At 69.5% G+C, this 18,478-nt stretch carries 18 protein-coding genes; 11 read left to right on the top strand and 7 right to left on the bottom strand.

What is annotated here, in order from left to right; all coding sequences use genetic code 11:
• The first annotated feature begins 5 nt into the window (after positions 1 to 5).
• Positions 6 to 593 (top strand): hypothetical protein, encoded by a 588-nt coding sequence (locus ABN611_RS03235; protein WP_350278246.1) that lies wholly within the window; start codon positions 6 to 8, stop codon positions 591 to 593.
• A 2-nt stretch (positions 594 to 595) separates the two neighbouring features.
• On the opposite strand, the gene ABN611_RS03230 is transcribed toward ABN611_RS03235, so the two are convergent.
• Positions 596 to 916, bottom strand: a complete 321-nt coding sequence (locus tag ABN611_RS03230) for a nuclear transport factor 2 family protein (RefSeq protein WP_350278245.1) — start codon at positions 914 to 916, stop codon at positions 596 to 598.
• Between the two features lie 77 nt (positions 917 to 993).
• On the opposite strand from ABN611_RS03230, the gene ABN611_RS03225 reads away from it, so the two are divergent.
• Entirely contained in the window at positions 994 to 1,758 is a 765-nt protein-coding gene (locus tag ABN611_RS03225; RefSeq protein ID WP_350278244.1) for a helix-turn-helix transcriptional regulator, read from the top strand.
• Here ABN611_RS03225 and ABN611_RS03220 read toward each other — a convergent pair.
• The 6 genes from ABN611_RS03220 to ABN611_RS03195 all read right to left on the bottom strand — a co-directional run bounded on the left by ABN611_RS03220 (position 1,740) and on the right by ABN611_RS03195 (position 8,595).
• Positions 1,740 to 2,936, bottom strand: a complete 1,197-nt coding sequence (locus ABN611_RS03220) for an epoxide hydrolase family protein (protein WP_350278243.1) — start codon at positions 2,934 to 2,936, stop codon at positions 1,740 to 1,742. The genes ABN611_RS03225 and ABN611_RS03220 overlap by 19 nt on opposite strands.
• Positions 2,933 to 3,364, bottom strand: coding sequence for a MarR family transcriptional regulator (locus tag ABN611_RS03215; RefSeq protein ID WP_350278242.1), 432 nt, complete (start codon positions 3,362 to 3,364; stop codon positions 2,933 to 2,935). Before ABN611_RS03215 ends, ABN611_RS03220 begins: the two co-directional genes overlap by 4 nt.
• 27 nt (positions 3,365 to 3,391) lie before the next feature.
• A complete protein-coding gene (locus ABN611_RS03210; protein WP_350278241.1) occupies positions 3,392 to 5,740 on the bottom strand; it encodes an FHA domain-containing protein in 2,349 nt (782 codons plus the stop codon).
• Positions 5,741 to 6,023: 283 nt separating this feature from the next.
• Positions 6,024 to 7,214 carry a hypothetical protein gene (locus ABN611_RS03205; RefSeq protein ID WP_350278240.1) on the bottom strand — a complete coding sequence of 397 codons (1,191 nt, stop codon included), beginning with the start codon at positions 7,212 to 7,214 and terminating at the stop codon, positions 6,024 to 6,026.
• A 119-nt stretch (positions 7,215 to 7,333) separates the two neighbouring features.
• Entirely contained in the window at positions 7,334 to 8,032 is a 699-nt protein-coding gene (locus ABN611_RS03200) for a hypothetical protein (protein ID WP_350278239.1), read from the bottom strand.
• On the bottom strand, positions 8,029 to 8,595 hold the full coding sequence (locus ABN611_RS03195) for a helix-turn-helix domain-containing protein (RefSeq protein ID WP_350278238.1): 567 nt from the start codon (positions 8,593 to 8,595) through the stop codon (positions 8,029 to 8,031). The genes ABN611_RS03200 and ABN611_RS03195 overlap by 4 nt, the downstream gene beginning before the upstream one ends.
• A gap of 145 nt (positions 8,596 to 8,740) precedes the next feature.
• On the opposite strand from ABN611_RS03195, the gene ABN611_RS03190 reads away from it, so the two are divergent.
• The 9 genes from ABN611_RS03190 (at position 8,741) to ABN611_RS03150 (ending at position 18,474) form a co-directional block, all read left to right on the top strand.
• Positions 8,741 to 9,658: a nucleotidyltransferase domain-containing protein gene (locus tag ABN611_RS03190; protein WP_350278237.1), complete on the top strand. Its 918-nt coding sequence runs from the start codon at positions 8,741 to 8,743 to the stop codon at positions 9,656 to 9,658.
• Positions 9,648 to 10,403 carry a nucleotidyltransferase domain-containing protein gene (locus tag ABN611_RS03185; protein WP_350278236.1) on the top strand — a complete coding sequence of 252 codons (756 nt, stop codon included), beginning with the start codon at positions 9,648 to 9,650 and terminating at the stop codon, positions 10,401 to 10,403. The genes ABN611_RS03190 and ABN611_RS03185 overlap by 11 nt, the downstream gene beginning before the upstream one ends.
• A gap of 126 nt (positions 10,404 to 10,529) precedes the next feature.
• Complete coding sequence (locus ABN611_RS03180) at positions 10,530 to 12,647, top strand: alpha-galactosidase (protein ID WP_350278235.1); 2,118 nt, start codon at positions 10,530 to 10,532, stop codon at positions 12,645 to 12,647.
• Positions 12,648 to 12,684: 37 nt separating this feature from the next.
• On the top strand, positions 12,685 to 13,629 hold the full coding sequence (locus ABN611_RS03175) for a sugar ABC transporter permease (RefSeq protein ID WP_350278234.1): 945 nt from the start codon (positions 12,685 to 12,687) through the stop codon (positions 13,627 to 13,629).
• On the top strand, positions 13,626 to 14,504 hold the full coding sequence (locus ABN611_RS03170) for a carbohydrate ABC transporter permease (protein ID WP_350278233.1): 879 nt from the start codon (positions 13,626 to 13,628) through the stop codon (positions 14,502 to 14,504). Before ABN611_RS03175 ends, ABN611_RS03170 begins: the two co-directional genes overlap by 4 nt.
• Positions 14,501 to 15,856, top strand: coding sequence for a sugar ABC transporter substrate-binding protein (locus ABN611_RS03165; protein WP_350278232.1), 1,356 nt, complete (start codon positions 14,501 to 14,503; stop codon positions 15,854 to 15,856). The genes ABN611_RS03170 and ABN611_RS03165 overlap by 4 nt, the downstream gene beginning before the upstream one ends.
• Positions 15,857 to 16,026: 170 nt before the next feature.
• On the top strand, positions 16,027 to 16,623 hold the full coding sequence (locus tag ABN611_RS03160; protein WP_350278231.1) for a DUF1707 domain-containing protein: 597 nt from the start codon (positions 16,027 to 16,029) through the stop codon (positions 16,621 to 16,623).
• A complete protein-coding gene (locus ABN611_RS03155) occupies positions 16,620 to 17,033 on the top strand; it encodes a hypothetical protein (RefSeq protein ID WP_350278230.1) in 414 nt (137 codons plus the stop codon). Before ABN611_RS03160 ends, ABN611_RS03155 begins: the two co-directional genes overlap by 4 nt.
• The gene (locus tag ABN611_RS03150; RefSeq protein ID WP_350278229.1) at positions 17,026 to 18,474 is read left to right on the top strand and encodes a multicopper oxidase family protein; all 1,449 of its coding nucleotides are present in this window, start codon (positions 17,026 to 17,028) and stop codon (positions 18,472 to 18,474) included. The genes ABN611_RS03155 and ABN611_RS03150 overlap by 8 nt, the downstream gene beginning before the upstream one ends.
• Positions 18,475 to 18,478: the final 4 nt, after the last annotated feature.

Raw genomic sequence — 18,478 nt, 5'->3', positions numbered from 1 at the left:
CAGCCATGTCCTTGCCCGAGCCCGTCATCCAGCGTGGTATCGCGATCGCCGGAGAGAACCCGATGATCGTCCTGTACCGCCCCGGCAGCGACGACCTCGTCCTCCTCGCGAGCATGTGGAAGGCGACGTACTCACCCGTCGGCCCGGGCCGCGCACTGCTGATCTGGGCCGATCCGACGGCGACCGGGCTCGGCGCGGCGTCCCCGACCGGGATGTACGCCGACAACCCGGCGCTGGCGCAGTACGTCTGGGAGCACTTCTACCGCGACTACGACACCATCCGGGGCCGCGGCATCGAGGCGCGCCCGCCGGTCCCCGCGCGCTTCACCGAGGTCTCCGGCGGCGACCTCTTCCACCGGATCACCTGCGTCACCACGACCACCACGATCGAGCTCGAGTGGCGCGACGTACTCGACACGTTCCAGGTGCAGACCCGCCTCACCGGCTACGAGACCTCCGCGATCGCCCGCCCGTGCGCCGGCGCGGACGTCCGGGTGAACGGCGTACCGGCCCACGGGGAGGTGCACCAGCCCGAGGGCTGGTTCGGCAGCTCCGCGGCACTGGCCTTCGCCGAGACCTGGCGCGAAATCTGAGCTCACAGCGGTTGTACGACGTCCCAGTGTTCGACGATCTGGTTGTTCTCGAAGCGCCAGATGTCGGCGACGGCTCGCGTGGAGTCCGGGGTTGTCATCAAGTAATGCAGGACGACATGGGTGTCGTCGGCGATGACGTGTTGCAGATCCAGTTGTGCGGTGGCGACCGGGGCCCGGCCGATGGATTCGATGAATGCGTCGCGGCCGGACGGGTTGTCGGGGTTGTGTTCGACGAAGTTCTCGTGCAGGAGTGGGCGAAGGGGCTCCAGGTTGCCGTTGGCGAACTCCTGGAACGCGTGGACTACGAGTTGCTCGATCGTCATGCGACGACGATGCGCAACGGGCGGCGGCGCTGTCGATTACCAGCCTCGTCATTGCGCCGGCCGCGATACTCGGAGATGTGAGTACGGACAGGCCGGTCGGGCAGATGTTGCGGGAGTGGCGGCAGCGGCGGAAGCTGAGTCAGCTCGATCTCGCGATCCAGGCGGACGTGTCGGCGCGGCACGTGAGTTTCGTGGAGACGGGACGGACGATCCCGAGCAGCGAGATGGTACTGCGGCTCGCCGAGCAGCTCGCCGTACCGCTCCGCGAACGCAACCGGCTGCTGATCGCTGCCGGTCACGCGCCGGTGTTCCGGCAGACGTCGCTCGACGCTCCGGACATGACGCGAGTACGCGCGGCGCTGGAGCAGGTGCTCGACGCGCACGCGCCGTACCCGGCGGTCGCCGTCGACCGGCGCTGGAACCTGTTGCTGGCCAACGATTCCTTCACCGCGTTCCTCGCCACCGTCGACCGGAAGTTGCTGGCGGCACCGATCAACCTAATGCGCCTCGGCCTGCATCCACAGGGGCTGGCGATCCGCAATCTGGAGCAGGTCCGCGGTTACCTGCTGCCGCGCCTCCTCCGCCAGGCCGCCGCCTCCGGTGATCCGATGCTGCACCAGCTGTACGACGAACTTGTTGCCCATGGCCCCGTCGACACGACGCCGCCGGATCCGGCCGACATCGCGCTTCCGATCCACCTTCACCACCGCGGCACCGACCTCGCGTTCCTCAGTACGATCACGACCTTCGGCACGGCCTTCGACGTCACGCTCGAGGAGGTCGCCGTCGAGACGTACCTCCCGGCGGACGCGCGCACGGCGGCCTACTTCCGGCGTACCTGACGGAAGGTGCGGCGGAGGTCGTCGGTCCATTCCGTTGGCAGCTCCCACGGAATGAAGTGGCCGCCGTTCGGGTGCGCGGTGATGTTGGTGTGGTTGTACCAGGCCGCGCGGTCGCTCCCGAGGAAGTGCTGGACGCGTTGCTCCGGGGTGTGGACGCCCGGCGGGTTCTCGTAGCCGACGAACGTGATACCCGTCGGCGCCTCGATCACCGGTGTCCGGTCGTGCGACGGCGTCCACGGGTAGCGGTTGTTGTTGGCGTACGTGCGGATCGAGGTGTCGATCGCGTTGCCGGCCCAGTAGATCGTCGCGTGCGTGAGCAGCTCGGCGTCGGTGAAGGCGTCGTCGCCCTCGGACCAGCTCAGCCAGCGTTCCAGGATCCACGCGAGCATGCCGGCGGGGGAGTCCGCGAGACTGTAGCCGAGCGTGCTCGGGTGCAGGACGTGCGCCGCGAGATGCGCGGCGAACCGGCGTTCGAACGCGACGATCCCGGCGTGGATCTCGGGCGGCAGCCCTTCCGGGATCGGCCGGCCGCCGCTCAGGTCCCAGCCGCGGTCGCCGTTGAAGAAGTCCAGCTTCAGCGCCGACCCGATGTGGATGCCGTAGAGCTCGTCGGCGTACTTGTGGGCCAGCTGCCCCGACACCAGCGCGCCGACGTCGCAGCCGGCCGCGGCGTACTTCGGGAAACCGAGGACCCCGGTCATGAGTTCGTGCCAGACGTCGGCGATCTTCCAGAAGTTCATGTCCGGCCGGGTCGGCGTCGAGAACCCGAACCCGGGCAGCGACGGCACGATCACGTCGAACGCGTCCGCCGGGTCGCCGCCGTACGACGCCGGGTCCGCGAGCCGGTCGATCACCTTCGACCAGTGCCAGAACGTCCACGGCCAGCCGTGGCTGAGGATCAGCGGGATCGGCGCCGGCCCGACGCCCGGGCGGCGGAGGAAGTGCACCGGGACGTCGCCGACATCGACGCGGTAGTGGTCGTACGCGTTCATCGCCTTCTCGGCCGCGCGCCAGTCGAAGCCGTCGGCCCAGTACTCGACGAGCGGCTGCAGGCGGGTCCGGCGTACACCGTAGAAGCCGTCGTCGTTGCCGGCGTCGCGCGGCCACTTGGTCGCGCGGAGACGGCGGCGCAGGTCGTCGAGAACCTCGTCGGGGACGGCTATCGGGGTCGCGATCATGCGTTTTCCTCTGCGATCTCGGTGATGCGATGCAGTACGTCGATCGAGCCCGCGAGTACGGCGCGCTCGTCGGGGGTGAGCCGGTCGACGAGCGCGGCGAGCTTCGTGACGCGGTGCGCGTGCCGCGAGCGGACGATCTCCTGACCGGCGTCGGTGAGTGAGAGCAGGCTGGCGCGGCCGTCGGTCGGGTCGGGCTCGCGTCGCACCAGACCGTCCTGCTCGAGTTTCGCGACCAGGCTGGTCAGGGCGGGCTGCTTGAGCTGCTCGGTCGCCAGCAGGGCGGTGAGGCGGAGCGGGCCGTTGCGATTGAGCGTGTGCAGCACGGACAGCGTGGAGAAGTTGAACCGCTGCACCGACGGGAGCCGGATGAACAGCGTGTTGAAGTCCTCGATGACAGTGGTCAGCCGGTCGACGTCCAGGTCACTCACGGACGCGACTATATCAAAAATCGATATTTACTTGCTGAGGGCCACACCGGGGATCGTGAAGGTGCTGGAGCCGGGCTTGAACGTGAGCACGGCGGTGTCGGCGCTGTCGGGCAGGTGGCTCTTGAACGTGACCGTGCCGTGTTCGGTGCCGCCGGCCGGGAACGCGCTCGGCCAGGAGCTCTTGCCGGTGTCGGCGCGCAGCGCGGTGCCGTCGGCGGCGGTGAACGTCGTACCGTCGAGGGGGATCGTGACCGGCTGCTTGCCGGCGTTCGCGACCGCGACCTCGATGCGGGTGAAATGGCCTGTGTACGTGACGTTCTCGACGGTGATCGTGATGCCTGAGGCGGTTCGCGAGACGGGTTTGATCAGGCGGTCCTCGCCGGACTCGTTGCCGGTCAGGTAGCCGCCGACATACTCCGTTCCCGCGGTCAGCGCGAAGCCACCGACGCCGACGCCGACGAGCACGACGACGATCGCGACGATGACCGAGACGTCGAGGCGGCTGGGCCGATGGGGTTTGGGTGCGGCGGCGTCGGCCAGCGCGAGCGCCATGCCGACGATCAGGGCGATCCCCGGCGGCACCAGCCAACGCAGGGCACTACCGGGCCCGTCGGACAGGAAGGTGACGATCAGATTCACCACCAGGCCGAGTCCGATCACACCTCCCGCCACAATCAACACCCGCCCGAGCCGAACGGTCCCTACGGCGTCGTCCTCACCTGTGCCAGGCAGCCGGTCCGCACCCTCGCTCGTACGACGATCCGCGCCGTCGGTATCACCGTCCGCGGAGCGTCCTTGGGCACGACGATCCGCGCCGGGCTGACTCTCCGTACGCCGGTCCGCGCCCGGGAGCCCATCCACACCCGGATCCGCGCCGCCCGAGCGACGATCCTTCGTACGCCGATCCGTACTGGCGACCGTGGGATCGGGCCAACTGTCGGACTGGTTCCAGTTCGGCTCCGACTGCTCGATCCGAGCCGACACCTCCCAGGGCGACCGCACCGGCTCCGGATTGTCCGCCGACGGATAAGCCGCCCAACCATCCCCCGCCCGCCCATCCCTACCCTCAAACCCAGGAACAAGCCCCACAACCCCATACTCGTCCCCCCGCCCCGCATCCCCCCGCGAGTCCGACGCGAACGGATTGCGTCCGTCGGCCACAGGCTCGTCCGCCGAGTACCGGCCGCCACCGCCGGGAGAGCGGCCTTCCGGCGCGGACTGGCCCGCGCCGTCGGGCGAGCGGCCGTCCGGAGCGACCGGATCGCCTCCGTCGGAGGCCCGATCCGGGGCGAACGGGCTGTAACCGCCGGCCGCGGGCTCGTCCCGAGCGAACGGGCTGGCAGCCGCCTGGTTGCCCGGGACGAACGGGTTGGCGTCTGACGCGCGGTCGTCCGAGGTGAACGGGTTGGCGTCTGACGCGCGGTCGTCCGAGGTGAACGGGTTGGCGTCCGATGCGCCGTGGTCAGGGGCGAACGGGTTGGCGTTCGGGGCGCGGTTGCCGGGTGGTGCTTCCGGGGTCGGTCGGGTGGATGCGTACGGGGAGTCGGCTTCGGCTGCTGGCTGGTCCGGCGATCCGCCGTACCCGAGGCGCTCGCCCGCGAACCCGTCCGCCGCCCGGCCCCGCGAACCCTCCGAACCGAGCCCCGGGTCTGCCGGGAACGCCTGCCGGGACTCGGTCCGGTACGGCGTACTCGCGGACGGCTCGCTGCGGCGTGCGTCAGCTGCGGGGGCGAACTCGTCTGCTGGGTATACGGGGGCTGCGGGTACGTCGGGCGCCGGGTCTGCCGGGAACGCCTGGTCGGAGTCGGCCGGGTACGGCGTACTAGCGGATGGGGCGTTGCGGCGTACGTCGGCCGCGGGCGCGAACTCGTCCGCGGGGTGCGCTGGCGCGAACTCGTCCGCCGGGTGCGCGGGGGCGAACTCGTCAGCCGGGTGTGCGGGCGCTGCGGCGGGTACGTCGGGCGCCGGGACCGGTGGGGTGGTGGGCGGTAGGGCTTGCGGGGACGCGTCGGGTAGGTGGGCGGCGTGGTCGTCGGCTGGGGTGGTTGGGGGAGCCGGGGGATTGGACGCGTTCGGGGTTGGGAGGGTGGATTTGTGGAAGGTGAGGACGGAGCGGCCGATGTGGATTCGGTCTCCGGTGGTGAGGGGGGTGGGGGTGGTGAGGCGGTGGCCGTTCAGGCCGGTGCCGTTGCGGGACTCGTCGTGGAGGGTCCAGGTGGCGGCGTCGCGGGTGAGGCGGGCGTGGATGCGGGAGATCTGGTCGTCCGCCTGCAGCCGGATGTCGGCGTTGGAGGCGCGGCCGATGGTGATCGTGTCGGCCCCGGCCGGCAGCGTCCAGCGCTGGTCGCCGAGCGACAGCACGAATTCGGTTTCCACTCACACCCCAGCCGGCGTCGTCCTGTTCGCGATCGGTCGCCCCGCCAGGGAGTCGCACCCCCGCGGCAGCCAACCCGTCTGCGCGATTCTGCCACCCACACCCGCCCCAGACCACCAGCAGTACCACCCCTTTCCACCCCCGCCACCGTCCGCAACAACCCGCTCACAGCATCCCCACACCCTGCGCAACAACCCGCTCACGGCATCCCGCGCCCTGTGCAGCAGCCCGCCCGCGGCATCCCCGCGCCCTGCGCGACAAGCCGCTCACAGCAGGCCGCGGGTTCTAGCTCAGGGTCATGCGTGGTTCGCCGTTGGAGAGGCCGGGGGCTGTGATTGTGCAGGTGCCGCCTCGGTTGAGGGTGTAGGTCTGGCGTACGCAGGAGCGTAGGGCCAGTTGGGCCCAGTAGTTGGGGTGTAGGGACTCCTGGATGTAGTAGTTCGAGCCGATGGTCGTGACGGTGCGGATCTGGTTGATCCATTCGGTGCGGTCTACAGCCGTCGGTTGGGTCCAGGAAGTGAGGCCTACCTCCTCGTAGAGGCCTACACCCTTCTCGCACAGGCGGCGGCCGTTGAAGGCGGACTGGAGCTCCAACACCCGCGTGTTGGTGAGGCCCGACTGGGCAATCGCCGCGCGGACCGTGTTGTTGATCGTGACGAGCGCCGTGCTGTTCGCCCAGTCGGCGTCCGCGTTCCAGAAGCCGCAGCCGCCGACGCTCTGCCGTGTGTACCCGGTCTGCCCGTACCGGAACCCGCTTGCGGCCGGGATCGGCGACGGATACGTCTGTACGACGAGATTCCAGGCGTTGTCGCCGTACCCGGCGTTCCGCATCGCGGTGCGGATGTTCTGGAAGGCCGTCGCGATCCGGGAGCGCACCGTCGTGACGTTGGCGGCCGTGAAGTTGGCGACCACGGACGAGTCGTCGCGGCAGTAGTCGGGGTTCCACGACGGCGACAGCAGGAAGTTCTGCACGCACTGCGTGACGATCGCCGCGAAGTTGAAGTCGTTGCCGCCGATCGACACGACCACCTGCTTCACGTTGTGCAGAGCCGCGAACTGCTGCAGCGCCTTCGCCTGCCCGAGGTGCCCGGCGCCGTCGTCGTAGAAGTCGATGCCGGGCTTGAAGTACTCACCCGCGCCGGTCGTGGTGCGCGCGCCGGAGCAGGCGAGGTTCACCCCGCCGACCGCGCCGCCGATGTACGCCTCCGCGGACAGGCTGCGGTGACAGCGCGGGATCTGCTCGCCGGTACGGCTCGCGTTGTCGTGGTACGCGTGCGCGCCGAGCGCGTCGGCCGGCGTCTCGGAGTCGTTCGAGCTCCCGGCCCAGCGGCCGGCCTCGCCCGAGATGTACGAGTCGCCGACGGTGACGACGTACGGCGTTCCCGTGCCGGGGCCGTCGGCGTACGCCGGGGACGCGACCAGGCCGAGGCCGGTCAGGGACAGGACGACGATTGCCGCGGAGACACGAGTTCGCACCGGAAGCCCTCTCTCGCCGAAGGTCGGTGACCGCTCGATCACCGTCGGCGAGATACTTCCCGGTAACCAGCCCGCGCAGACTCAGCGTGCTGACATCTTTGCGCACTGTCACCACGGTGTCACTCGAACATCTTCAGCTCCTCCGGGTAGCGCTCGCGCCACCAGGTCCGCCAGCGGGCGGCGATCTCGTCCCGGGCCGTGTCGCCGTACAGCGACAGGATCGCCATCGCCGCGCCGTCGGGCTTCAGGTCGCCCGGCGGGACGTGGCTCAGCACCAGCAGGCCGTTGCCCCAGGCATCGACCGTGAGCCCGACCTGGTGCTCGGACCGGTACCAGACCTCGCCCTTCACCGGCTCGCCGACGAGCTCGAGCTCGTACGCCGTCCCGGCCGGCTGCTCGGGCACCTGCAGCTCGCTCAGCGGCGACACCGGTCCCGAACCCGAGAAGAACAGCGTGTGCCGGGCCGCGCCGGGCTGCCGCTCGACGGCGAACCGGAGCTGGTGGAGGAACGTGATCCAGCCCTCGGTGACGTCGTCGTAGTACGCGTCCCACTCCGGGTCCGCGCCGATCGGCGCCCGCGTCAACGTGATCCGGGAGCCGCCCTCGTGCGCCTCGACGGCGAACTCGTCGCCGTTCCCGATCCGCAGCGTCGTACCGTCCTCGACCGCCTGGGTGAAGTAGATCAGGTCGATCTCCTCGTCGAGCCCGCCCTCCGGCCCGTCGTACTCCCAGCCGTGCCAGTGCCGGATCTTCTCCTTGTCCCGCAGGGCGTCCCACACCGCTTCCACCGGAGCGGCCACCGTCACCACGATCTTCATGTCTCTCCTTCGGTACGGCGGGGTGCGGGGTGACCGCCCGCGATCAGCCGGTACGGCCGCCCGCCCTCGCTGTCGAACTCCTCCACCACCCGGCGTACGGCCGCGGTCAGCGCGTCGGTGAACCGGTGCACGTCGCCCGGCTCCGCGAACCGCACCTCGGCCTCCACCGTGAACGTCAGCAGCCGCTTCCCGTCCGCGTCCGCGGCGCTCTGCATCCGCGCCACGTCCCGCACGGTCCCGGCGGCGACCTCGACCAGGTGCTCGGCGGCGTACTGGTCCTGGATCTGCGTGAACGCCATGCCCATCACCGCCGGATCGACCACCACCGCCGCCGAGGCGCGCAGGATGCGCTCGGTCAGCCCGCGCCGCCGGCGCTCCTCGACGAGCTCGACGAGGCCGGCCTTCTCCAGCTCGCGGAGGTGGTAGTTCACCCGCTGCCGCGGCAGGTCGAGCGTCGCCGCGAGCTGCGTCGCCGACGAGGGCTCCCGGAGCAACTCGAGCAGCCGCCGCCGGATCGGCGACAGTGCCAGCCGCAGCTTCTCGGGTTCCTCGACGTACTGCATGGCCCCACTCTGCAATTGACAGAAAAATTTGTCAATAACCTCCAGGCCATCACAATCCGCCCCGCGCGGCGCTGCCGCGCGGGGCGGCGGGCCGGCGGCGGGAATGTGATGGCGTGGGGATCGGTGCTCCGGCAGCATGGGGCGGGTGTCAGTCCAGGGACCGCAGTTGCCGGTGGGCATGCAGGTGGTGATCCGCGTCGCCGCGCCCGACGACCAGGGCGGTACGGCGCAGCGCGGCGCCACCGGGCGCGTGGCCGGCATCACCGCCGACGGCCGCTACACGGTCCGTCTCGTCGACGGCCGGGAGACCGTCGCGCGGCGGGACCAGCTCAGCCTGCGGACGGCATACCAGGACGAGGCGATCGAACTCGACCAGCCCGACGGCGACCGGCTGGTCCGCGAGCACACGATCTACGCCGCGGTCGTCGGGTCGCGCGCGTTCGGCCTGGACACCGACCAGTCGGACACCGACACCCGCGGGGTGTACGTCGCCCCGACCGAGGCGTTCTGGTCGCTCGCGAAGCCGCCGACGCACGTCGACGGGCCGGAGCCCGAGTGGTTCTCGTGGGAGGTCGAGCGGTTCTGCGAGCTCGCCCTGAAGTCGAACCCGAACCTGCTCGAGGTCCTGCACTCGCCGCTCGTGGTCCGCCAGACGGATCTCGGCACGGAGCTCGTCGGCCTGCGCAAGGCGTTCCTGTCCCAGCTGGCCTACCAGACGTACTCCGGTTACGTGCTCAGCCAGTTCAAGAAGCTCGAGACGGACTTCCGCCGCGACGGTACGCCGAAGTGGAAGCACGTCATGCACCTGATCAGGCTGTTGCTCTCGGCCCGCGAGCTGTTGCTGGAGGCAACCCTCGTCGTCGATGTCGGCCCGCATCGCGAACGTCTGCTCGCGGTCAAGCGCGGCGAGCTCCCGTGGGACGAGGTCGAGCGCTGGCGCCTGCAACTGCACGAGGAACTCGACCAGGCCCTGCAGCGCACGGTCCTTCCGGCCACGCCGGACGTCGCGACCGTCGACGAGTGGCTGCGTTCGGTACGGCGAAGGAGTCTCGGTGACGCGTGACATGCGGCAGCTCGACTACGCGGAGCTGCGGACGATCATGGGGGAGCAGCCCTACCCGCTGCTGTTCGCAACGGTCTCCGGCGCGCACCTGTACGGCTTCCCGTCCCGCGACTCCGACGTCGACCTGCGCGGCGTACATGTCCTGCCTGCCGCCGAGGTGGTCGGCCTCCGCACCGGCCCGGACACCCTCGACCGCACCTGGTTCGAGAACGAGGCCGAGGTCGACCTGGTCACCCACGACCTGGCCAAGTTCGCCCGCCTGATGCTCCGCCGCAACGGCTACGTCCTCGAGCAGGTGCTCTCGCCGCTGGTCGTCGTCAGTACGCCGGAACACGAGGAACTCGTCGCACTCGCCGGCGGCTGCATCACCAAATGGCACGCGCACCACTATCGCGGTTTCGCGAAGACGCAGTGGGAGTTCTTCGAGAAGAAGGGCGAGCTGAAGCCGCTGTTGTACACCTTCCGGGTGCTCCTGACCGGGATCCACCTAATGCGGACCGGCGAGGTCCAGGCGGATCTGCGCGAACTCGACGCCGGGCCGTCGTACCTGCCTGAGCTGATGGCGGCCAAGGCCGAGGCCGAACATGCGCCGCTGGACGGGCCGACCCGGGAACAGCTCGCCGCGGACGTGCTGCGGCTGCACGGCGTGCTCGATGAGGCCGAGGCAGTGACCGGCCTGCCGGACCGGCCGGCCGCTGAACCCGGGCTGCACGAGCTGCTCGTCCGGGCGCGGCTCAGCCGCTGATCGCACCTGTTCCTTCGTTGTAGAGACCCCTAGGGTCTTTACTTAACTTCGTGAAGCATTGACAAGTGGGCTGACGAGGTAAATAGTTCCGTCCTGAAATCAATCAGAAAGCAGAGTGAATCAACAGTGTCGAACATCGAGATTCTGCAGCTCCGGGCTTCCGGCGTCAGCCTGGTCCTGGATTGCTCCGGTCCGGCCCTCCCGTCCGTCCTGCACTGGGGTGCGGATCTCGGCGAGCTGACCGGGGACGCTCTGCTGGAACTGCGGCGCGGCGCCGGTGCGGTCCAGGACGGCAACGGCCTCGACGCCAACCTCCCGATCGCGCTGGTGCCGGAGTACTCGGCCGGCTGGTTCGGCCTCCCCGGCCTGAACGGGCACCGCGACGGCCAGGACTTCTCCGCGAGCTTCAAGCTGAACAGCGTCGCGCAGACCGGCAACTCCGTGCAGGTCGACGCCGCCGACGCCGGTCTGGAGCTCCGGCTGACGATCGAGCTCACCGACTCGGGCCTGGTGAAGACCAAGGCCGACCTGACCAACACCGGCTCGACGCCCTACATGGTCGACGGCCTGTACCTCGCGCTGCCGGTCCCCACCGAGGCCACCGAACTGCTCGACATGACCGGCCGCCACATCGGCGAGCGGCACCCGCAGCGGCACGCGTTCACGCAGGGCGCGCACCTCCGCGACAACCGCCGCGGCCGCACCGGCGCCGACGCGACCCTGCTGCTGCTTGCCGGCACCGAGGGCTTCGGCTTCCGCACCGGCGAGATCTGGGGCGTGCACACCGCCTGGAGCGGCAACCACCGGTCGTACGCCGAACGCGGCATGAGCGGGTACGGCGTGATCGGCGGCGGCGAGCTGCTGCTGCCGGGCGAGGGCCGCCTCGAGCCGAACGGCACCTACAGCACCCCGTGGATCTACGGCTCGTACGGCGTCGGCCTCGACCAGGTCTCGCACCGCTTCCACGAGTACCTGCGCGCGCGGCCGAACCACCCGCGGACCGAGCGTCCCGTCGTACTGAACACCTGGGAGGCCGTGTACTTCGACCTCGACCTCGACAAGCTGAAGGCGCTCGCGGACGCGGCCGCCGAGGTCGGGGCCGAGCGGTTCGTGCTGGACGACGGCTGGTTCCGCGGCCGCCGCGACGACCACGCCGGGCTCGGCGACTGGTACGTCGACGAGGGCATCTGGCCGAAGGGCCTGCACCCGCTGGTCGACCACGTGAAGAGCCTCGGCCTGCAGTTCGGGCTGTGGGTCGAGCCGGAGATGGTGAACCCGGACTCCGACCTGGCCCGCGAGCACCCGGACTGGATCCTCGCAGCCGGCGACCGGACCCCGCCGACCGCACGCCACCAGCAGGGCCTGAACCTCGGGATCCCGGCGGCGTACGACTACATCCTCGAGCGGCTGGACAGCATCCTGTCCGAGTACGACATCGCGTACCTGAAGTGGGACCACAACCGCGACTTCGTTGACGGCGGCAACCAGCACACCGGGACCGCGGGCATCCACGCGCAGACCGCCGCGGTGTACCGGCTGATCGACGAGCTGAAGCGCCGGCACCCGGGCCTGGAGATCGAGTCCTGCTCGTCGGGCGGCGCGCGCGTCGACCTCGGCATCCTGGAGCGCACCGACCGGATCTGGGGCAGCGACAGCAACGACGCGCTGGAGCGGCAGACCATCCAGCGGTACACGCAGCTGCTGCTGCCGCCGGAGCTGATCGGCTGCCACGTCGGCCCGCCGCGGGCGCACACCACCGGCCGCACGCAGACGCTGTCGTTCCGCGCGATCACCGCGCTGTTCGGGCACTTCGGCATCGAGTGGGACATCGCCTCGGCGAGCGCCGAGGAGCGCCAGGAACTCAAGGGTTGGGTCGCGCTGCACAAGGAGCTGCGGCCGTTGCTGCACTCCGGTCGCGTGGTCCGCGCCGACCGCGGCCCGGCGGACGTGCTGGTCCACGGTGTCGTCGCGCAGGACGGCTCGCGCGCGGTGTTCAGCGTCGTACAGACACAGCAGTCGGTGACGTCGGCCGTCGGGCGGGTCCGCCTGCCCGGGCTCGACCCGCGGCGCACGTACCGCGTCGGCAAGGTCGCGACACCCGGGCCCGAGTCGCGGTCCGCGGCCTGGTCGGCCGACGGTGGAACCGTGGAGCTGAACGGCGCCGCCCTCGCCTCGGTCGGTGTGCTGATGCCCGCGCAGTGGCCCGAGAGCGCGATCTTGCTGGACGTGACAGCGATCGGGTAAAGCCCGCCCGATCACGCGACAGAGAAGGAGATCCCCCGTGACCGCCACCACCAACGCACCACCTACCAGGAAACGAAGTCACGGGGAACAGGCGGCGCCGCCCGAAAAGCGGCGCAGCCTGGGCGACCTCAAGGTCGCGATGATCTTCCTCGCCCCGGCCACGCTCGGCTTCGTCGTGTTCTACATCTGGCCGACGCTGCGCGGCGCGTACCTGAGCTTCACCGAGTACAGCCTGCTGTCGGCGCCGAAGTTCAACGGGCTGGCCAACTACGAGCGGATGGTCCAGGACAGCTTCTTCTGGAACGCGCTCGTGGTCACGGTCGAGTACGTCGTGATCAACATCGGCGTGCAGACCGTGCTGGCGGTCGCGATCGCGATGGTCATGTACCGGCTGACCCAGTCGATCACCGTCCGCGCGATCATCCTGGCGCCGTACCTGGTCGCGAACGTCGTCGTCGCACTGGTCTGGTACTGGATGCTGGACTTCCAGGTCGGCATCGTGAACCAGGGACTCGGCTGGCTCGGCATCGACCCGGTCGCGTTCTTCGGCGACTCGCACTGGGCGATCCCGACGGTGGCCGGCATCAACGTGTGGCGGCACATGGGCTACACGGCACTGCTGGTGTTCGCCGGGCTGCAGATGATCCCGAAGTACGTCTACGAGGCCGCCGAGGTCGACGGGTCGAGCGAGTGGAAGACGTTCTGGCGGATCACGCTGCCGCTGCTGCGACCGGTCCTGGTGATGGTCCTGGTGGTCACCATGATCGGGTCGTTCCAGATCTTCGACACGATCGCGGTGACCACGCAGGGCGGTCCGATCAACGCGACCCGGGTCATCTACTTCTACATCTACGAGCGGGCGTTCACCCGGTTCGACTTCGGGTACGCGTCGGCGATGGCGCTGGTGCTGTTCGCGATCCTGGCGATCGTCTCGCTGGTCCAGCTGCGGCTGCTGCGGGCGAAGGAGAGTGATCTGGCATGAGAAGGATGAGTGTCGGGCGGACGGTCTGCTGGGTGCTGCTGTTCGTCCTGCTGATCGTCACGCTGTTCCCGTTCTACTGGATGTTGCGGACGGCGTTCTCCGACAACACGCAGCTGCCGGGACATCCGAGCTCGCTGCTGCCGGTGGAGACCACGCTGGGCGCGTTCAAGCGGGTCCTCGGGCTGGCGACCATCGAGGAGGCGCAGGCGCAGGGCGGTTCCGGCGCGGCCGTGAACTTCTGGCTGTACCTGCGGAACTCGTTGGTGGTGGCAACGGTCACGACGATCTGCCAGGTGTTCTTCAGCGCGATGGCGGCGTACGCGTTCGCCCGGCTGCGGTGGCCGGGCCGGGACAAGGTGTTCGCGGTGTTCCTGGCCGCGCTGATGGTGCCGCCGATCTTCACCACGCTGCCGAACTTCGTGCTGATCAAGAACCTCGGGCTGCTGAACAGCTTCGCCGGCATCATCCTGCCGGGCGCGTTCATGACGCCGTTCGCGATCTTCTTCCTCCGGCAGTTCTTCCTCGGCATCAACCGTGAGCTCGAGGAGGCGGCGATGATCGACGGCGCCGGGCACCGGAAGATCTTCTTCGGGCTGATCATCCCGATGAGCGCGGCGCCGATCGCGACGCTGGCGATCCTGACCTACATCAACTCCTGGAACGACTACTTCTGGCCGCTGCTGGTCGGCCAGCAGGAGAACGTCCGGGTGCTGACGGTCGCGCTGGGTGTGTTCCGGTCGCAGACCCCGCAGGGCGGGCCGGACTGGGCCGGGCTGATGGCGGCGACGCTGATCGCGGCGCTGCCGATGATCATCCTGTTCCTGGCGTTCGCCAAGCGGATCACGAACTCTATCGGCTTCTCGGGGATCAAATGAATCTCTCACGTAGGACCCTGCTGAAGGCAGGACTGGCGAGTCTCGCCGTACCGGCTGTTGCCGCGTGCAACAACGGGGCCGCGGCCCGCGGCGACGGTGAGATCATCTACTGGCTGTGGGACTCCGCGCAGCTGCCGATGTACACCGAGTGCGCGAAGGTGTTCCACGAGCAGAATCCGCAGTACTCGGTCAAGATCGAGCAGTACGGGTGGAACGACTACTGGTCGAAGCTCGTCACCGGGTTCATCTCGGACACCGCGCCGGACGTGTTCACCGGGCACTCGTCGAAGTACCCGCTGTTCGCCGACAAGGGCCAGGTGCTCGCGATCGACGAGTACGTCGAGCGGGACAAGGTCGACCTGGGGATCTACCAGAAGGGCCTGGCGGACCGCTGGATCGGTGACGACGGCAAGCGGTACGGGTTGCCGAAGGACTGGGACACCGAGGTCTACTTCTACAACAGCGCGTTGACCGAGGCGGCCGGGATCAGCACCGAGCAACTCAACTCGATGACCTGGAACCCGAAGGACGGCGGGACGTTCGAGCAGATCGTCCGGCGGCTGACGGTGGACTCCAAGGGCCGGCGCGGCGACCAGCCGGGGTTCGACAAGGACAACGTGAAGGTCTACGGGCTCGGGTACGGCGACGCCGGCGGTGGTGACGGGCAGACGAGCTGGAGCTGGTACGCCGCCAGCAACGGGTGGAAGTACTCCGAGGGTGAGCCGTGGGGGACGAAGTTCTTCTACGGCGACCCGAAGTTCACCGAGACCATCGGGTGGTGGCGCAGCCTGATCACCAAGGGGTACATGCCGACGTACGCGCAGGCGAAGTCCGGGGTCGACGTGACCACCTCGTTCGGCGCGGGGAAGTACGCGATCACGCCGAACGGGTCCTGGATGCTCGGGACGTACGGCGGGTTGAAGCAGGTGAAGACCAAGCTCGCGCGGCTGCCGGTCGGGCCGATCGGCAAGCGGATGTCGATGATGAACGGGCTCGCGGACACGATCTGGGCCGGCACCACGCGCCGGGACGCGTCGTGGGCGTGGGTGAAGTTCCTCGGGTCGCAGACCGCGCAGGACATCGTCGCGAAGGCCGGGGTGGTGTTCCCGGCGGTGGCGGCGAGCATGCCGGCGGCGAAGGCGGCGTTCGCGAAGAACGGGTGGGACGTCACGCCGTTCCTGGAGCCGGTCGAGGCCGGTGACGTGTTCCCGTACCCGGCGAACCCGAACGCCGCGGACGTGACCGCGGTGATGACGCCGGCGATGGACGCGGTGATGTCGTTCGAGGCCGAACCGGCGTCGCTGGCGAAGGCGAACGACGACGTCAACCAGATCCTCTCCGCCAATGCCTAGGGGTTGACCCTGGGGTCTTCTACGCCCGGGGGAGTACGTCGTACTGCGTCCAGCGGTGCAGTGTGCTCCTCCGGGGGTAGCGGAGGTGTCGCCGCCGGGGCGACGCGGTGAAAGGGGTTCGAAAGCCACTCTTGGTGCCGTTGGAAGGACTACGAGCACCGAGGAGTGTCATGAACGACGAGAGGCCGGGCGGATCGATCCGCATCGGCGACAGTGAGCGTGAGGACGCCGTCCGGCGTCTGGGCGAGCATTACGAAGCCGGCCGGCTGAGCGCGGAAGAACACTCCGAGCGCGTCGACCAGGCCCTACAGGCGAAGACCGGCGCCGACCTGGACGCTCTCTTCACAGACCTCCCGGGTCCGCACCAGGCGCCAGGAGGCGCGGCCGGAGCGGCCAGGGCTGGAGCGGGCGGTGCGGGGGCGGCGGGCGGTGCCGATGGTGACGGTGAGGGCTGGGCCGGGCCCTGGGGCTGGCGCAGACCACCATGGACCGCACCGGACGACGCCACTGCCGCCGGCGGTCCGGGGAGGACGGGGCGTGCGGGTGGAAACGGGGGATTCGGTGGGCCAGGTGGCCGGCCGGCGTGGGCTGCGCGGGGCTTTCTCGGGCGGATTCCTTTCCCGCTGCTGATCGCGCTCGGGGTGTTCGCCGTACTGGCGTCGGTCGGGTGTGTTGTGGGTGGTGGGCATCCGCCGATCCTGCCGTTGCTGCTGATCGGGGCGGCTGTGCTGTTCGTGCGGAAGCGGCGGACGGAGCGGCGCGCATGAGGAACGTGTATCGCGCCTTCGGGATGCTGATCGCGCTCGCAGTGGTCCTGCAGATCGCCTCGATCGCGATGGCCGGGTTCACGGTCGCGAAGGACGCCGGCGACGGTGCCGCGATCGGCGCCGACTACAGCAACTTCGGGCAGAGCTACCACAGCATCGCAGGTACGGCGATCGGGCTGCTCGCGCTGATCTTCCTGATCGTCTCGTTCCTGACCGACGTACCGCGCGGCCGCACGCTGGCAGCCGTCGTGCTCGGCCTCGTCGTCGTGCAGTTCCTGCTCGCGGTCGCGTCCTTCGGGGTACCCGCGCTCGGCATCCTGCACGGCATCAACGGCCTCGCGATCGCGGCAGTGTCGAGCATGGCCGCCCGGCGTGCCGCAGTACCGAATCAGCCCGTGGCCAGTGTCTGACCACAAGAAGCGCCGGTGGGGCCGACTGGTCGCCCTGGGGATCACCCTGGCGGTACTCGTACCGCTCGGGTACCTCTGGGCGACCAGCCTGGTCCCGGGGGAGTACGACGCGGCGCAGATGGGGTACGCCGACTACGGCGGCGGCCCGGCGGGCGGTCACGAGCACCACGGCGGCACGAGCGTCGCGGACCTGACAGGACCCAAGACCGGTACTCCGGACGTCGACGTCACGCTCGTCGCGCGGCAGCAGAAGTTCCGGCTCGCGTCCGGCGAGACCGTCGACGGCTACACCCTGAACGGCACGTCACCCGGCCCGCTGATCCGCGCGCGGCTGGGCGACCTCGTCCAGGTGACGCTGGTGAACGAGTCCGTGAAGGACGGCGCCACCCTGCACTGGCACGGGATCGACGTACCGAACGCCGAGGACGGGGTCGCGGGCGTCACGCAGGACGCCGTACCGGTGGGCGGGAAGCACACGTACCGGTTCGAGGCGGAGCAGGCAGGGACCTACTGGTACCACTCGCACCAGGTGTCGAGCGATGAGGTGAAGGGCGGGCTGTTCGGCACGATCGTGATCGCGCCGCCGACTCCCGGCGAGGTGATCGCCGCGATCCACACGTACGACGGGAAGCGGACGATCAACGGCCGCACCGGGACCGCGCGGGTGGAGCTGCCCGCGGGGACGACAGCCCGAGTGCGGGTGATCAACACCGACAACGCGATCCTGCGCGTCGGGCTGACCGGGACGCCGTACAAGGTGGTCGCGGTGGACGGCCGCGAGGTGCACGGGCCGACCGCGGTGACGGCGGGCTATCCGTTGCCTGCCGGTGGTCGAGTGGATCTGGAGGCGGTGGTGCCGCCCGGTGGGATGCGGCTGGTGGCCGGTACGCCGACGCTGTCGCTCGGGATCGGGCCGGCGGAGGCGGCGCAGCAGGAGCTGCCGGGGGAGAACGTCGACCTGTTGAGCTACGGGACGCCGGCGCCGGTCGGGTTCGACGCGGCGAAGGCGGTGCGGACCTTCGAGTACCGGATCGGGCGGCGGCCCGGGTTCCTGGACGGGGTGCCGGGGCTGTGGTGGACGATCAACGGGCACAAGTTCCCGGACGTGCCGATGTTCATGGTCGCCGAGGGGGACGTCGTGCGGATGAAGATCTCGAACACCAGCGGCCAGGCGCACCCGATGCACCTGCACGGGCACCATGCCGTGGTCCTGTCCCGGAACGGCGTCGCGGCGACCGGCTCGCCGTGGTGGACCGACACGCTGGAGGTCGGCAACGACGAGACCTACGAGATCGCCTTCGTCGCCGACAACCCGGGGCTGTGGATGGACCACTGCCACAACCTCCCGCACGCCTCCGAGGGGCTGATGACGCACCTGATGTACGAGGGCATCAATACGCCGTACCGCGTCGGCGGCGACAAGCACAACGAACCGGAGTAGGTGG

Origin of the sequence: Kribbella sp. HUAS MG21 (assembly GCF_040254265.1) — a bacterium.
Classification (GTDB): domain Bacteria; phylum Actinomycetota; class Actinomycetes; order Propionibacteriales; family Kribbellaceae; genus Kribbella.
This window is presented reverse-complemented; position numbering and strand designations above follow the sequence as displayed.

Excerpts from the sequence above, each read along its gene's own strand:
- ABN611_RS03195 (WP_350278238.1), bottom strand. The coding sequence starts at position 8,595 with ATGCAGTACGTCGAGGAACCCGAGAAGCTGCGGCTGGCACTGTCGCCG.
- ABN611_RS03235 (WP_350278246.1), top strand. The coding sequence starts at position 6 with ATGTCCTTGCCCGAGCCCGTCATCCAGCGTGGTATCGCGATCGCCGGA.
- ABN611_RS03155 (WP_350278230.1), top strand. The coding sequence starts at position 16,620 with ATGAGGAACGTGTATCGCGCCTTCGGGATGCTGATCGCGCTCGCAGTG.
- ABN611_RS03160 (WP_350278231.1), top strand. The coding sequence starts at position 16,027 with ATGAACGACGAGAGGCCGGGCGGATCGATCCGCATCGGCGACAGTGAG.
- ABN611_RS03170 (WP_350278233.1), top strand. The coding sequence starts at position 13,626 with ATGAGAAGGATGAGTGTCGGGCGGACGGTCTGCTGGGTGCTGCTGTTC.
- ABN611_RS03165 (WP_350278232.1), top strand. The coding sequence starts at position 14,501 with ATGAATCTCTCACGTAGGACCCTGCTGAAGGCAGGACTGGCGAGTCTC.
- ABN611_RS03230 (WP_350278245.1), bottom strand. The coding sequence starts at position 916 with ATGACGATCGAGCAACTCGTAGTCCACGCGTTCCAGGAGTTCGCCAAC.
- ABN611_RS03200 (WP_350278239.1), bottom strand. The coding sequence starts at position 8,032 with ATGAAGATCGTGGTGACGGTGGCCGCTCCGGTGGAAGCGGTGTGGGAC.
- ABN611_RS03220 (WP_350278243.1), bottom strand. The coding sequence starts at position 2,936 with ATGATCGCGACCCCGATAGCCGTCCCCGACGAGGTTCTCGACGACCTG.